This window comes from Pseudochelatococcus sp. B33 (genome assembly GCF_053570585.1).
Window position 1 is genome coordinate 206113 of record NZ_JBSEFH010000010.1, and the last position, 13454, is coordinate 219566.

Annotated in this window: 13 protein-coding genes and 1 pseudogene; 7 read left to right on the plus strand and 7 right to left on the minus strand. The window is 65.7% G+C overall.

Features of this window, described 5'->3' with window-relative positions:
* Nucleotides 1-130 precede the first annotated feature (130 nt).
* The 5 genes from pstB to ACUSIJ_RS13280 all read right to left on the minus strand — a co-directional run bounded on the left by pstB (nucleotide 131) and on the right by ACUSIJ_RS13280 (nucleotide 5862).
* Nucleotides 131-952 (minus strand): phosphate ABC transporter ATP-binding protein PstB, encoded by an 822-nt coding sequence (pstB, locus tag ACUSIJ_RS13260; protein WP_449308879.1) that lies wholly within the window; start codon nucleotides 950-952, stop codon nucleotides 131-133.
* The gene (pstA, locus tag ACUSIJ_RS13265) at nucleotides 949-2313 is read right to left on the minus strand and encodes a phosphate ABC transporter permease PstA (protein ID WP_449308880.1); all 1365 of its coding nucleotides are present in this window, start codon (nucleotides 2311-2313) and stop codon (nucleotides 949-951) included. The genes pstB and pstA overlap by 4 nt, the downstream gene beginning before the upstream one ends.
* Nucleotide 2314: 1 nt before the next feature.
* Nucleotides 2315-3691, minus strand: a complete 1377-nt coding sequence (gene pstC, locus ACUSIJ_RS13270; RefSeq protein WP_449308881.1) for a phosphate ABC transporter permease subunit PstC — start codon at nucleotides 3689-3691, stop codon at nucleotides 2315-2317.
* A 118-nt stretch (nucleotides 3692-3809) separates the two neighbouring features.
* The gene (locus ACUSIJ_RS13275) at nucleotides 3810-4841 is read right to left on the minus strand and encodes a substrate-binding domain-containing protein (RefSeq protein WP_449308882.1); all 1032 of its coding nucleotides are present in this window, start codon (nucleotides 4839-4841) and stop codon (nucleotides 3810-3812) included.
* A gap of 316 nt (nucleotides 4842-5157) precedes the next feature.
* Nucleotides 5158-5862: a glutathione S-transferase family protein gene (locus ACUSIJ_RS13280; RefSeq protein WP_449308883.1), complete on the minus strand. Its 705-nt coding sequence runs from the start codon at nucleotides 5860-5862 to the stop codon at nucleotides 5158-5160.
* Between the two features lie 108 nt (nucleotides 5863-5970).
* Here ACUSIJ_RS13280 and ACUSIJ_RS13285 point away from each other — a divergent pair, with 108 nt between their 5' ends.
* From ACUSIJ_RS13285 to arsC, 3 genes are read left to right on the plus strand one after another with little or no spacing between them, the layout of a single operon-like run.
* A complete protein-coding gene (locus tag ACUSIJ_RS13285; RefSeq protein WP_449308884.1) occupies nucleotides 5971-6369 on the plus strand; it encodes a winged helix-turn-helix transcriptional regulator in 399 nt (132 codons plus the stop codon).
* Between the two features lie 51 nt (nucleotides 6370-6420).
* Nucleotides 6421-7674 (plus strand): chromate efflux transporter, encoded by a 1254-nt coding sequence (chrA, locus tag ACUSIJ_RS13290; RefSeq protein ID WP_449308885.1) that lies wholly within the window; start codon nucleotides 6421-6423, stop codon nucleotides 7672-7674.
* Between the two features lie 51 nt (nucleotides 7675-7725).
* Nucleotides 7726-8151, plus strand: coding sequence for an arsenate reductase (glutaredoxin) (gene arsC / locus ACUSIJ_RS13295; RefSeq protein ID WP_449308886.1), 426 nt, complete (start codon nucleotides 7726-7728; stop codon nucleotides 8149-8151).
* A 29-nt stretch (nucleotides 8152-8180) separates the two neighbouring features.
* On the opposite strand, the gene ACUSIJ_RS13300 is transcribed toward arsC, so the two are convergent.
* A complete protein-coding gene (locus ACUSIJ_RS13300; protein ID WP_449308887.1) occupies nucleotides 8181-9632 on the minus strand; it encodes an FAD-binding protein in 1452 nt (483 codons plus the stop codon).
* A gap of 118 nt (nucleotides 9633-9750) precedes the next feature.
* Here ACUSIJ_RS13300 and ACUSIJ_RS13305 point away from each other — a divergent pair, with 118 nt between their 5' ends.
* The 4 genes from ACUSIJ_RS13305 (at nucleotide 9751) to ACUSIJ_RS13320 (ending at nucleotide 12083) form a co-directional block, all read left to right on the plus strand.
* Nucleotides 9751-10644, plus strand: a complete 894-nt coding sequence (locus ACUSIJ_RS13305; protein WP_449308888.1) for a LysR family transcriptional regulator — start codon at nucleotides 9751-9753, stop codon at nucleotides 10642-10644.
* Nucleotides 10645-10742: 98 nt separating this feature from the next.
* Nucleotides 10743-11066 (plus strand): ArsR/SmtB family transcription factor, encoded by a 324-nt coding sequence (locus ACUSIJ_RS13310; protein ID WP_449308889.1) that lies wholly within the window; start codon nucleotides 10743-10745, stop codon nucleotides 11064-11066.
* Nucleotides 11063-11473: an SRPBCC family protein gene (locus ACUSIJ_RS13315; RefSeq protein WP_449308890.1), complete on the plus strand. Its 411-nt coding sequence runs from the start codon at nucleotides 11063-11065 to the stop codon at nucleotides 11471-11473. The genes ACUSIJ_RS13310 and ACUSIJ_RS13315 overlap by 4 nt, the downstream gene beginning before the upstream one ends.
* 112 nt (nucleotides 11474-11585) lie before the next feature.
* On the plus strand, nucleotides 11586-12083 hold the full coding sequence (locus ACUSIJ_RS13320) for a DUF1801 domain-containing protein (protein WP_449308895.1): 498 nt from the start codon (nucleotides 11586-11588) through the stop codon (nucleotides 12081-12083).
* A gap of 66 nt (nucleotides 12084-12149) precedes the next feature.
* Here ACUSIJ_RS13320 and ACUSIJ_RS13325 read toward each other — a convergent pair.
* Nucleotides 12150-13205: pseudogene (locus ACUSIJ_RS13325) on the minus strand (IS481 family transposase).
* Between the last annotated feature and the right edge of the window lie 249 nt (nucleotides 13206-13454).

The following is a 13454-nucleotide window of genomic DNA, read 5'->3' on the forward strand; positions in this document are numbered from 1 at the left end:
TTGAGAATAGAATTATAAAAAGTTACGCTGGAATGAGGCGATAAGGTGGATACTATTCAGATGAGCCCGCATTACTGAATTTTCATCTTTATTATTGGTGGAGTTGTGTCAATGGGATTCTCTCCGGGCGCTATCCGATGCGGCCGGTGATATAATCCTGCGTCTTCTTTTGCCTCGGGTTCTGCATGATCAGCTCGGTCGGGCCTTCCTCGATCAGCCGTCCCAGGTGGAAGAACGCCGTCTTCTGGCTCACCCGCGCCGCCTGCTGCATGGAATGCGTGACGATGATGATCGTGTAGTGCGCGCGCAATTCCTCGATCAGCTCCTCGATCACCGCCGTGGCGATCGGGTCGAGCGCGGAACAGGGCTCGTCCATCAGGATCACCTCGGGGCTGACCGCAATCGCCCGCGCGATGCACAGACGCTGCTGCTGGCCGCCGGAAAGGCCGGTGCCGGGCTCGCGCAGCCTGTCCTTCACCTCCTCGAAAAGCCCCGCCCGCTTGAGGCTGGCGACGACGATCTCCTCGAGATCGGCTTTCGTGCGCGCCAGCCCGTGGATGCGCGGGCCATAGGCGACGTTCTCGAAAACCGACTTCGGAAACGGATTGGGCTTCTGAAACACCATGCCGACCCGCGCGCGCAATTCGACGACGTCGAGCGACGGGTCGTAGATATCCTGCCCGTCGAGCACGATCTCGCCGGTGACCCGGCAGCCCTCGATGGTGTCGTTCATCCGGTTGATGCAGCGCAGGAACGTGGTCTTGCCACAACCCGAGGGGCCGATGAGCGACGTCACGGCCCTGTCGGGAACATCGAGTGACACGTCGAACAGAGCCTGCTTCTCGCCGTAGAACACCTCGACATGCCGCGCCCGCAGCCGGACGTTGCGCGTGTGCGGATCGGGGCTGCGCACGGTGCCGTCGGTCGATTCGGTCAGGGTCGAGGCGGTCATAGGCGACGCTCCAGTCGTGTACGCAGAAAGATGGCCAGCGCGTTCAGCAGGATCATCAGGCCAAGCAGCACCATGATAGCCGCCGAGGTGCGGGCCTCGAAGAAATTGCGGTTCTCGTTGCCCTGCCACAGATAGATCTGCGCCGGCAGGGCGCTCGACTTGTCGAAGGGCGTCGCGGGGACCGAGGCGACGAAGGCGTTCATGCCGATCAGCAGCAGGGGCGCGGTTTCACCCAGCGCCTGCGCCACGCCGATGATCGAGGCGGTCATGATGGCCGGAAAGGTGACCGGCAGGACGTGGTGGAACACCGTCTGCGAGGGCGAGGCGCCGACCCCGAGCGCCGCCTGGCGCAGCGACATCGGCACGGCCCGCAGCGCCGAACGGGTGGCGATGATGATGGTGGGCAGCGTCATCAGCGTCAGCACCAGGCCGCCGACGATGGGCGCGGACATGGGCAGGCCGAAATAGCGGATGAAGACCGCAGCGCCCAGCAGGCCGAACACGATGGAGGGCACCGCCGCCAGATTGTTGATGTTGACCTCGATGAGATCCGTCAGCCGGTTGCGCGGCGCGAACTCCTCCAGGTAGATGGCGCTCGCCACGCCGATGGGCACGGCGAGCACGATGACGATCAGCATCATGTAGAGCGAACCGACGAACGCGCCGGCGAGGCCCGCCGCCGCAGGCGCGGAGCGCGAATCGGTATTGGTGAAGATATGCCAGGCGAAGGCGAAACGGATCTTGCCCTCGGCCAGCAGGGCGTCGGCGAGCGCGCGGGTCTGGGCGGAGAGCTGCTGGCGCGCATCCGGCAGATCGCGGTTGATCGTGCCCTTGAGCCAGTTGTCCGTATTGGCCGAGGCCAGCATGTCGACCTCGATGGTGCGCCCGAGCAGGTTCGGATCGGCGACGAACATCTCGCGCAGCCGGTGCCGCTCGTTGGTCTCCACCAGCGCGAGCACGCTGCGTGTGTCGATCTCGAACCCTGCCGGCGCGGCGTTGCGTATCGCCGCTTCGACGAGCCCGTTCCAGTTCGCCAGCGCCACCTGCCGCTGCCACGTGCGCTGGGCCGCCTGATAATCGGCCGGCGACTGCCCGGTGGCCCGCACCGGCGCGGGGGTCACCTTGACGATCGCGGGATCGAAGGTGACCTCGAGCCTCAGCGTGGCCTGGGTGAAGGCGGGATAGCCCTTGGACACCACCATCCAGAAGAGCGTTCCCACGAGGCTGAGCGCAATGACGATGGCTGCGATCCCCACGCCGCGGAACAGCCGCTCGACGACATGACGGCGGGTGAGGCTCGCGCTCACACGTTCTCGGCGCAGCGCGGCCAGTTTCTCGATGTCGAGGGCGATGTGGGCCATTCTACTCGTATTGCTCCCGGAAACGGCGGACGATGTACAGCGCGACCATGTTGAGCAGCAGTGTGATCACGAAAAGCGTCAGGCCGAGGGCGAAGGCGACAAGCGATTGCGGGCCGGCGAAATCGGAATCCCCGGTCAACTGGTTGACGATGGTGACGGTGATGGTCGACATCGGCTCGAACGGATTGAAGCGCAGCACCGGGCTGTTGCCGGCCGCCAGCACGACGATCATCGTCTCGCCGATGGCCCGGCTGATCGCCAGCAGGAGCGCGCCGACGATGCCGGGCAGCGCCGCCGGCAGCAACACCCGGCGGATCGTCTCCGACTGCGTCGCGCCGAGCCCCAGCGACCCGTCGCGCAACGATCGCGGCACCTGGCGCATGATATCGTCGGACAGCGACGAAATGAAGGGAATGATCATGACGCCCATCACGAGCCCGGCCGTCAGCGCGCTGGTGGCGCGGATGTTCAGGCCGATCGAGGCCCCCAGCGAGGACAGGAAGGGCCCGACCGTCACCAGCGCGAAAAAGCCGTAGACGATGGTCGGAATGCCCGCCAGCACCTCGATCACCGGCTTGGCGACGTTGCGCAGGCGCTCGGAGGCGTATTGCGAGAGATAGATCGCCGTCATGAGCCCCACCGGCACCGCGACGAGCATGGCGACGACGGCCACCATCACCGTGCCCCAGAGCAGCGGCAGCAGCCCGTACTGGCCGACCGCCTGCGTGCCCGTCGTGGCGAAGCCCGGGTTCCAGACGGTGCCGAAGAAGAAGTTCAGGGGGTGGACGAACGAAAAGAACCGGAACGCTTCGTTGAACAGCGAGACGACGATCCCGATCGTGGTGAGCACCGCGATGGCGGAACAGGCGAGCAGCAGCAGGGTGAGCAGCGCTTCGACCTCGTTGCGGGCGCGCAGCGCCGGCGAAATGCGCCTGCGCGCGACGAGCAGGCCCAGAACGCCGAGGCCCGAGGCGGCCGCCACGACGACGAGCAAGGCAAAGCGCCGGAAGTCGTGTACGGCCGTGCCGGCGGCGAACTCCCACGGCTCGACCTGCCCGGCGACGCCGAAGCCCGAGGCGATCGCCTCGACGCGCCGAACCGCGACGGTGACCGCCTGCGGGTTGAGCGTGTCGATCTCCGGGGGGAGCTGCGCCATCACGAAGGAGCGCGTCACGCCCGGCCCGAGAAGCACCCACAGCCCCAGGATCAGCAGGGCCGGCACCAGGCACCAGATGGCAACCAGCAGGCCGTGATAGCTGGGGCGCGAATGCAGCCGCCCCCCGTGCTCCCGCGCCACGGCCCGGCTGTGTGACAAACCCTGAGTATAGGCCAGCCCCGACAGAACCAGCAGCAACGCGGCGATGAACAAAGGTGACACGGCTTCTCGTCTTCCACAATGCCAAGAAAGGAGCGGCGGAACATGTCCGCCACTCCAACGTTCGTGTCAAATCAGCTTCTCGTGCCCGCCAGGGCCGAAAGGCGAAAAATGGACGCTCTCAGAGATCCGAGGCCGTCAGCTTCTTGCCTTCCTTGAAGCCCTCGAGCACGGCCGCCGTTTCCTCGGCGGGAGCGGGGATGAGGCCAGCAGCCTCGAGACGCCCGCCGGTGCCGACGATCTCCGGGGAGAGGAAGAAGTTGACGTATTCCTCGATGCCGGGGACCACGCCGATGTGCTCGCCCTTGACGTAGAAGAAGAGCGGACGCGACACCGGATACTCACCCTTGGCGATGGTTTCCAGCGTGGGCTCGATGCCCGACACCGTCGCCACCTTCAGCGTGTCGCGATTCTGGTCGTAGAAGGACAGGCCGAACACGCCGACCGTGTTGGGGTCGGACTGCAGACGCGCCAGCGTCTCGGTGTAGTCACCGGAGATCTCGACCACGACGTCCTGACGGAGCGCGGACTGCGCCTCCTTCGGCGCGTCGGCGGGCGGGTTGCTGGCCTTGAAGCCGGCGGCGACCACGCGCTCCTCGAACACCTCGCGGGTGCCGTGGTTGGGAGCGGGGATGGCGAGCGCGATCGGCTGGTCGGGCAGCGAGGCGTCGATGTCGGACCAGCTCTTGTGGGGATTGGCGACCCACTGGCCGTCGATATAGAGCTGGGCGGCGATGGCCTGGTAGACGTGCACCGGCTCAAGCTTGAAATCGCCCTTGCTGACCGGCACGGCGAAGACGATGCCGTCATAACCGATCTGGACTTCGCGGATTTCGTTGACGCCGTTCTTGTTGCAGGCTTCCAGCTCGCCGGCGTTGATGCGGCGCGAGGCGTTGGCGATGTCGATGGTGCTCGGGCCGACGCCTTCGCAGAACTGACGCAGACCGCCGCCCGTCCCACCCGACGCGACGACCGGGGTCTTGAAGTCGGGGAACGCGGCGCTGAACTCTTCGGCGACGATCGAAGCAAACGGCAGAACCGTCGAAGAACCTGCGATCTGGATGGTATCCCGGCTCTGAGCAAGGGCTCCGGTGGCGGTAAAGATGCCGGCAAAGGCAAGGGCGGCGACGCTCACCTTGAATGCGTTCTTCATGAGAGTTCGTTCCATTTCGAAAAGCGGTTGGAGGTCGTGGAGCCCCACAAACCAATGCCGACAAAAGCCGGCGGGTTATTGCGAATGGCTCCAAATGAATGGAGGCGGCAGCTTGAGCTTTTGAAGCATTTTCAAGACCGCTTGAAAAGCGTAACACCAAACAATAACAGTTTGGATACAATAGAATTTGCTTATATATCAGTAAAATAGGGGTCAAAAGGCGCTTCCGGCGGCGACCGGCGAGGCGGCGGATCAGGGCGGTCTGGCCGGGGCGGTGCGGCGAGGGGCGAGGGATGCGCCTTGCCCCTCGCCGGCCTTACCTGCCGAATCGCTCGATGAGATCGGCGAGCGCGAGATGGCCGACACAGGCGCCGCTCCCCGGCCGCATTTCGCCGTTTTCGATAGCGGTCGCGTCGATCACCGCGGGGTCGGCTTCCAGCCTGCGGCGCAGGGCGGCGAGCCTCGGCCAGCGTTCCTTGTCCGCGACCTCGTGGAAATCGAGCCAGCGCGCGACGCCGATGAACAGGGCGTCCGCCAGCGTCGGCCGGTCGCCGGTGAGGAACGGGCCGTCGCCGGCCATGCCCTCGAGCTTGTCGTGGCGCTCGATGACCGATCCGGCGCCCCATTCGCGCAGGGCTGCCTGCAGGGGAGGGTCCGGCGGATCCATCTCGAGCGCCGCCCACAGCGGGCTGAAGGCGCCGGTGAAGCCGGTGTTGATGAACGCCATCACCTGGTGCATCCGGTCCGCCTCCGGTGACAGGGGATCGAAGCTGATGCGCCGTTCGGCGTCCCTGGCTTCGAGCCAGGCGGCGATCGCCATCGTCTCCGTCAGGGGCTTGCCCCTGTCGGAGACGAGGACGGGCGTCTCATGCCGCGCATTGATCCGGGCATAGGCCGGCTCGCGCATCTCGGTGAGCATGTCGACCCGGCACAGCCGGTACGGCTTGCCGAGCCATTCGAGCGCAGCGACGAGCCCCATGGAACTTCCCAGCGGGAAGCCATAGATAAGGATCGGTTCCATGATTGTGTCTCCGTGATGTCCGACGATCACGGCTGCGCAGCCGAACCGGACATTATCCGAGTACGGTCCCAAGTAAATTACGCATGTTTTTGTAACCACGAGCTGCCGATGAAGGATCTCGTTTCCCGCTGTCCGATCGAGGAGGTGATGCAGGTGCTCGGCGGCCGCTGGCCGGCCCTGCTCATCTACTATCTGAAGGACGGCACCAAGCGTTTCAGCGACCTGCGCCGGGACAACCCCACCATCTCCCACAGGATGCTCGCGCTGGAGCTGCGCAAGCTGGAGGATGCCGGCATCGTCCGGCGCACGGAGTTCGACGGCTATCCGCTGCGGGTCGAATACGACCTGACGCCGGCGGGACACCGGCTGGTGCCGCTCATCGATGCGCTCGGCGACTGGTGGGAGGACGTCGCCGGCGAAAAGCCGGGAAGCGCCGCGGCGAAGCCGAAGGGCGGCGGTGTCGCGGCGGCCTTGCCGGGCGCCCCCCGGAGCGCGGGAGGCGCTTGATCTCGCGCGGGAAAAGGTCCACGAACCGTTTGGCGAATCGATCGGGGGACGATGATGGAGCTGACCGGGAACAAGGCGAACGGCCAGGCGGCCGGCGCCGGGACGGAACAAACCGGCGGCAAGGGCAGCCCCGTCGAAGTCTTTGCCGCGTTCCTCCGGCTGGGCCTCACTTCCTTCGGCGGCCCCGTCGCCCACCTCGGCTATTTTCGCGATGAGCTCGTGGTGCGCCGGCGCTGGATCGACGAGGAGGGCTATGCTGATCTTGTGGCGCTCTGCCAGTTCCTGCCGGGGCCGGCGTCGAGCCAGCTCGGTTTCTCGCTCGGCGTTCTGCGCGGCAGCGGGCTCCTCGGCGGGTTTGCGGCATGGCTGGCCTTCACCCTGCCGTCGGCGCTCGTCCTGTTCGCCTTCGCTCTGGGAGCCGCCGTCTTCACCGGTCCCGTGGCCGAAGGCCTCCTGCACGGGTTGAAGCTCGTCGCTGTCGCCGTCGTGGCGCAAGCCGTCTGGGGCATGGCCAGAAGCCTGACGCCGGATCGCGAACGGGCCGGCATCGCGCTGGCTGCCGTCGCAATCGCGGTGTTTCTGGCCGGTGCCCTCGGTCAGATCGGCGCGATCGCGCTCGGCGCGCTTGCAGGGCTGTGGCTTTGCCGGGACAGCGGATCGACCGCCATCGGCCAATTGCGGTTTGCGGTATCGCGCCGCGGCGGCGCCATCGCCCTCGCGGCCTTCGCGGTCCTGCTCGTGGCGCCGGCGCTCGTAGTGGGTCTCACCGGCAGTCAGGGGCTCGCGCTTTTCGACGCGTTCTACCGCTCCGGCGCGCTCGTCTTCGGCGGCGGCCACGTCGTGCTGCCGCTGCTCCAGGCGGAGACCGTCGCTCCGGGCTGGGTGAGCAACGAGGCGTTTCTCGCAGGCTATGGCCTCGCGCAGGCTGTGCCGGGGCCGCTCTTCACCTTCGCCGCCTATCTCGGCGCGGCGATGGAGCCGGCGCCCAACGGGGTCGTGGGCGCCGTCATCGCGCTCGTCGCGATCTTCCTGCCCGGACTGCTTCTGGTTTACGGCATGCTGCCGTTCTGGGACGCGCTGCGCGCGCGTCCCGCTGCCCAGGCCGCCATGCGCGGCGCCAATGCGGCCGTCGTCGGCATTCTCGGCGCCGCGCTCTACGATCCGGTATGGACGAGCGCCGTCCTGTCGCCGCGCGATTTCACGCTCGCGCTCGCCGGCTTCCTGCTGCTGACCGTCTGGAAGACGCCCCCCTGGATCGTCGTGCTGCTGCTGGCCGGGGCCGGCACGCTCGCCGGTCTTCTCTGATCGTTCAAACGATTCCGTTTGAACGGAAAGCGCTCTAGCATGAGGTGAATCATGGACGTCATCATCTATCACAATCCTGCCTGCGGCACGTCGCGCAACACGCTCGCCATGATCCGCAATGCCGGTGTCGAGCCGCATGTCATCGAATATCTGAAGACGCCGCCGACGCGGACCCTGCTCAGGCAGCTCGTCGCGCGCATGGGCATCACGGTCCGCGCCCTGCTGCGCCAGAAGGGAACGCCCTATGCGGAACTCGGCCTCGACGATCCGGGCCTGACCGACGACCAGCTTCTCGACGCCATGACGGCGCATCCGATCCTGATCAACCGGCCCATCGTCGTCAGCCCGAAGGGCGTGAGGCTCTGCCGCCCGTCCGAACAGGTGCTCGACCTGCTGCCGCCGCAGCGGGGCGAGTTCGTCAAGGAGGACGGCGAGCGCGTGGTGGACGAGCACGGCCGCCGCGTGGCGACGGCCTGAGAACGGGCGATGTCCGTCCGCTCCCATCCTCATGCCGGCGATGTCCGGAACACCTCGTAGCCGGGCGTGAGCGTGCCGCCGGGGTCGTAGCGCAGCTTCGCCTCGCGCAGAAGCGGCCACTGCGGCCCGAAATGATCCTTCCAGTCGCTCTGCATCGTGGGGAAGGCGCTCACCGGGTAGAGAAGCCCTCCGGCGTCGCGGACGCGCTCGTAGAGCGCGCGGTTCCGGGCCACCATATGGCGCGTCTCGGCCGTATCGTTCGAGGCCGGCATGCGGATGACGTTGCACGGGAAGGCGATGCTTTCATCGGGCAGCCGGACCAGGGGCGTGCGCAGGCCGGCGGTCCGCATGGGATAGCAGGTGACCCGTCCGAAGGGGCCGACGTCGTCGGGGGTCAACCCTTTCAGCACCTCTTCGGCAATCTGCTCCGCGTTGGAGCCGGGCAGGAACGTCAGCCACCAGGGATGCGGATTGAACCAATGGCCATTCGACCGCAGCAGGCTCTCGAGCCGGGCGAAGGCGCCGGCATCCTCGATATAGGTCAGATCGGAGAATTCCGCCGCGCGGCGGTCGTCCGACAAGCCGGCAAGCAGCGCTTCCCGGTCCGGGGCCGCATCGCTGTCGTGGAACACCGCCCCTTCGAGCTGGTAGCGCCAGCCGCCGGCACCATCCGGCAGAACCGCGCCCTGAAGCTGATCGAAGCGGTCTTCTTCCAGCAGGCGACGCTGATCCGCGGCCAATGCGCGCAGGTCCGGATAGAACAGCTGGAACCGCAGCACGCGTTCGGGCGCCCGCACCAGGCGCAGGGTGGCCCTGGTGATCACCGCGCATTGGGCAAGCCCGCCCCGGACGGCGTCGAACAGATCGGCTTGGCGCTGCGGCGAGCATGTGAGGTGGCGGCCGTCGCCCGTCACCACGTCGAGCGCGAGGACGTTGTCCGTCTGCATGCCGTGGCGGGAGGTCGACCCGCCGATGCCACCGACGGCAAGCGTGCCGCCCACCGAGAGATCGAGATAGTTCGTCAGCACCGGGGGCGTGAGCCCGCGGGGCAGGGTGGCTTCGAGCACCGTCTGCCACGTCGCGCCGGCGTCGACGACGATGCGATCCGCGCCGATGCGGTGGATCGCGTTCATCGCGCCCATGGCGATGACGATGCCGCCCTCGGCCATGGAACGGCCATAGATCGAATGCCCCTGTCCGCGGGCGGCGACCTTCAGTTTCCGGTCTCCGGCCCACCGCAACAGGTCGGCGATATCGGTGGTGGAGGCCGGCCGGAATACGGCCGCCGGCCTCTTGCGAACGATATGTCCGAAATCGTCCGCCGCTCCCTTGAGAGCTTCGGCACTGTCGTCGAGCCTGTCCTCGATCGCGGGCGCGGCGTATCCGCGCATCCTTGCCGAAGCTGCTCCATGCTTGCCGTCCGCGGCAAGCACCGCGGCGGAGGCGAAACCGCCCAGCACCGTGCGTCTGTTCGAAGGCATGCAACCCTCTTCGAGCTGTTCGAGCCCCCCGCCGTCGTGACAGCATCATCACTCGACCGCACTTTGCGGACAATCGCCCGCATCCGTGATATATTCTCCCGCAAATCGGGAGAATGCCATGGACCGGCTGGACGACATCGAGGCATTCCTCGCCGTGGTGGAAAAAGGTAGCCAGACCGCGGCCGCGAGCCATCTGCGCCGCTCGCTGCAGTCGGTCGGCCGCTCGCTCGCGACGCTGGAACAAAGCGTCGGGGTCGAGCTGATCCGCCGCACGACGCGCCGTTCGAGCCCGACCGATGCCGGGCTTGCGTTCTACCACCGCGTCAAGCCGGCCTTCCTGGAAATCCACGCGGCCCGGCAGGAGGCGGCCGACAAGGGCAGCGAACCGTTTGGCCTGCTCAGGATCGGCGCGCCGGTTCTGTTTGCTTCGGCCCATGTGATGCCGGCGGTCTGCGACATCATGGAGCGCTACCCGAAGATCGAGATCGAGCTCAAGGTCTCAGACCGCCCGACGGACCTCCTCAGGGAGGGCCTCGATGTGGCGGTGCGCATCAGGGACCTCCCCGATTCGGGGCTGAAGGCCCGCCGGCTCGGCGATCTGCGCGCCGTGGTCTATGCCACTCCCGCCTATTTCGCCGCCCACGGCCGCCCCGAGCATCCGGACGACCTCGTGCGTCACAATTGCATTCTGCGCCTCGCCGATGGCGACACCGAGCCCTGGCCCTTCTGTGTCAACGGCCGGCACAAGACCGTCCGGGTCTCGGGCCGGCTGAGGACGGACAGCACGGCGGCGACCCATGCGGCCGTCGCGCGCGGCCTCGGCATCGGCTTCACGCCGCTCTGGCAGATCCGCCCTCTGGTCGACCAGGGTGCAGTCGAGATCATCCTTGAGGAGTTCGAGGCCGCGAAGGTGCCCATCCATGCGGTCTGGCCGGCGACCAAGGCCCCGCTGGCCAAGACGCGGCTGTTCGTCGACGCGCTCGCAGCACGGCTGAAGAACGAGCGGCTTTGACGCGCCGATGACCATCGTGCCGCGACATGTTTCCGCTTGACCGACGCATATCTCGCCGGTTATATATTCGATCAATAGCTCGCGAGTTATATGTCCCGATGCCGAACGCTCACGATGTGCTCTTCAGAACGCTTGCCGATCCGACCCGCCGGGCGATCTTCGAGCGGCTGTGCCGAGAAGGAGAGCAGACCGTCGGGGCGCTGACGGCTCAGGCCGGCATCTCGCAACCGGCCGTCTCGAAGCATCTCGGCGTGCTGAAGCAGGCCGGGCTGGTACGCGACCGCCACGAGGGCCGCCAGACCCACTATAGCGCGCGGCTCGAGGCATTGACCCCGCTGATCGACTGGACGAACCGGATGACCGGGTTCTGGCAGGGCCGGTTCGACAATCTCGAAGACCTGCTCAAAAGGATGGATCAATGAACGGCACGTCGACCGAAACGCTCTCCGTCATCGTCGAACGCGACATCCCGCATCCGCCGGAAAAGATCTGGCGCGCGCTCACGCAGCCGCACCTGATCGGGGAGTGGCTCATGCAGAACGATTTCAAGCCGGAGGAGGGGCACCGTTTCAAGCTGAGCGCAGACTGGGGCAGCGTCGATTGCGAGGTCCAGGCAGTCGAGCCGGCGAGAACCCTGTCCTACACGTGGGACACCAAGGATCTCAAAAGCGTCGTCACCTGGACCCTCACCCCCACGGGGACGGGAACCCATCTGCGCATGGAGCAGTTGGGCTTCCGGCCGGATCAGCAGGCCTACTACCAGGGCGCCACGGCCGGGTGGCCGAGGTTCCTTGCGGCCCTGGAACAGGTTCTGACGCGGACGGATTGAAGCTTGCCCGATCGGGCTGCCCGATCCGCCCCGGCTCACCTGAAAGGGAGGTGCGGCCATATGCCGCCAGATGGGGCGGCGGGCGATGCAGCCTCGGACAGGAGTGACGATGATGGCCAAGACGCCCGATAAGACATCGGGGAAGTCGGCGGAGAGCGTGAGGGAGGCCGCGGCCGAGCCGCGCAAGACGGCGCCGAAGCTGCAGCCCGGCGAGGTCGTCCTCCTCTCGGGCGGCAATCCTCAGATCGCCAAGGGATACGGCGACGCTCCCGTGCAGGCCTACATCGCGGCCATGCCGGGCTGGAAAAGCGAGGTCGGGCGACGCCTCGACGCACTCATCGAACGCACCGTCCCCGGCGTGAGCAAGGCCGTCAAATGGAACTCGCCCTTCTACGGTGTCGAGGGCGAGGGGTGGCTCCTCAGCTTTCATTGCTTTACGCAATACGTGAAAGTGACCTTCCTCCGTGGCGCGTCACTGCATCCTCTCCCGCCTGGCGCGTCCAAGCACAAGGACGTGCGCTACCTCGACATCTACGAAGGCCGGCTCGACGAAGCCCAGTTCGCCACCTGGGTGAAGCAAGCCAGCCGATTGCCCGGCGAACGCCTGTGAGCGGCTGCTGCGAAGGACGCGCGGCGTGGTCCAGGCACCTGAGCGACAGTCGACGGTGGTTTGGAACTAGCCCGGACTAGCGCGCAATCGGCGGCAATGGGGACGGGACCGATGACGAGGCAGCTCGGCGTAGGTGTTTAGTCCCGCCATTTGATGGATCGGATTGAGGATGAATCTTTCGGGCTCGCTTGTCCATCGTTTGCAGATGAATTCGTAAGGGGTGAGGCCTTTGAGGGTCTTGAGCCGCTTTGCGAAATTGTAGGCGCTGACGAAGTCGGAGAGATGGCTTCGGAGTTCATCATGCGTCTCGTAGTAGAACCGCTTGACAGTCGCATCCTTGATGGTTCGGTTCATGCGCTCGACCTGCCCGTTTGTCCACGGATGCCGCGGCTTGGTCAGCCGGTGCTCGATATCCAGATCGGCGCATGCAGCTTCAAAGGCATGGCACCGGAACGATATGTTCTGTGCCCGCATCGCCTTGATATCGTCTGGTGTCCAGCCGTCCCTGGTCGGATCGGTAAAGTGCGTTCCATTATCAGTGAGAACCGTATGGATCCGATACGGCAGGGCTGCTGCCAGATGACGGAGAAAATCGCCTGCCACACGTCGGGTTGCCTTTGCATGCAACTCGACGAAAGCAAATTTAGAAGTCCGATCGATCGCAACGAAGAGGTAGAGCTTGCCTTCGGCCGTCTGCACTTCGGCCAGATCAATGTGGAAATAGCCGATCGGGCAGCTCTTGAACTTCTTCTTCGTGGGCTTGTCGCCTTCGACGTCGGGCAGACGGCTGATCCCGTGGCGCTGCAGGCAGCGATGCAATGAAGATCGCGTCAGGTGCGGGATAGTTGCCTGCAAGGCTTAGAGACAATCATCCAGCGGCAGCAGGGTGTGCTTGCGGAAGGCGACGATGATGGCCTCCTCCTCCAGCGACAGAACGGTTGAATGGACGTCTTTCGGCCCGGTCGGCAGATCGGCAACCGAGGTGCGTTTTTTCCATTTTGCCACGGTTTTTTGATTGATGCCGTAGAGCCTCGAAAGTGCCCTCAGGCTCTCTTCACTATTTTGTATCGCTCGACGGACTGCCTCTGTCGTTGTGGCGCTCCCGTGCAGAATTTGTCCCATAGGGCATCCTTCCATTCAGCACTGAATAATGCACCATCAAATGGCGGGACTAAACACGAGGCCACCCTTGATGCACGCAAGGATCCGGCTCCCCTTTTGCGCCGCCGGCATTCCCGCCGGCGCGGATATCTATTGCATCTTGCATCGCTCCACACGCTCCCGGGACTGCATTCACCACAGCCCCGTCGGAACCGGCCTCACAAACCGAGTTCGGCCAGCGACGCATCAAGCCGCTCGCGCGACTTCTTC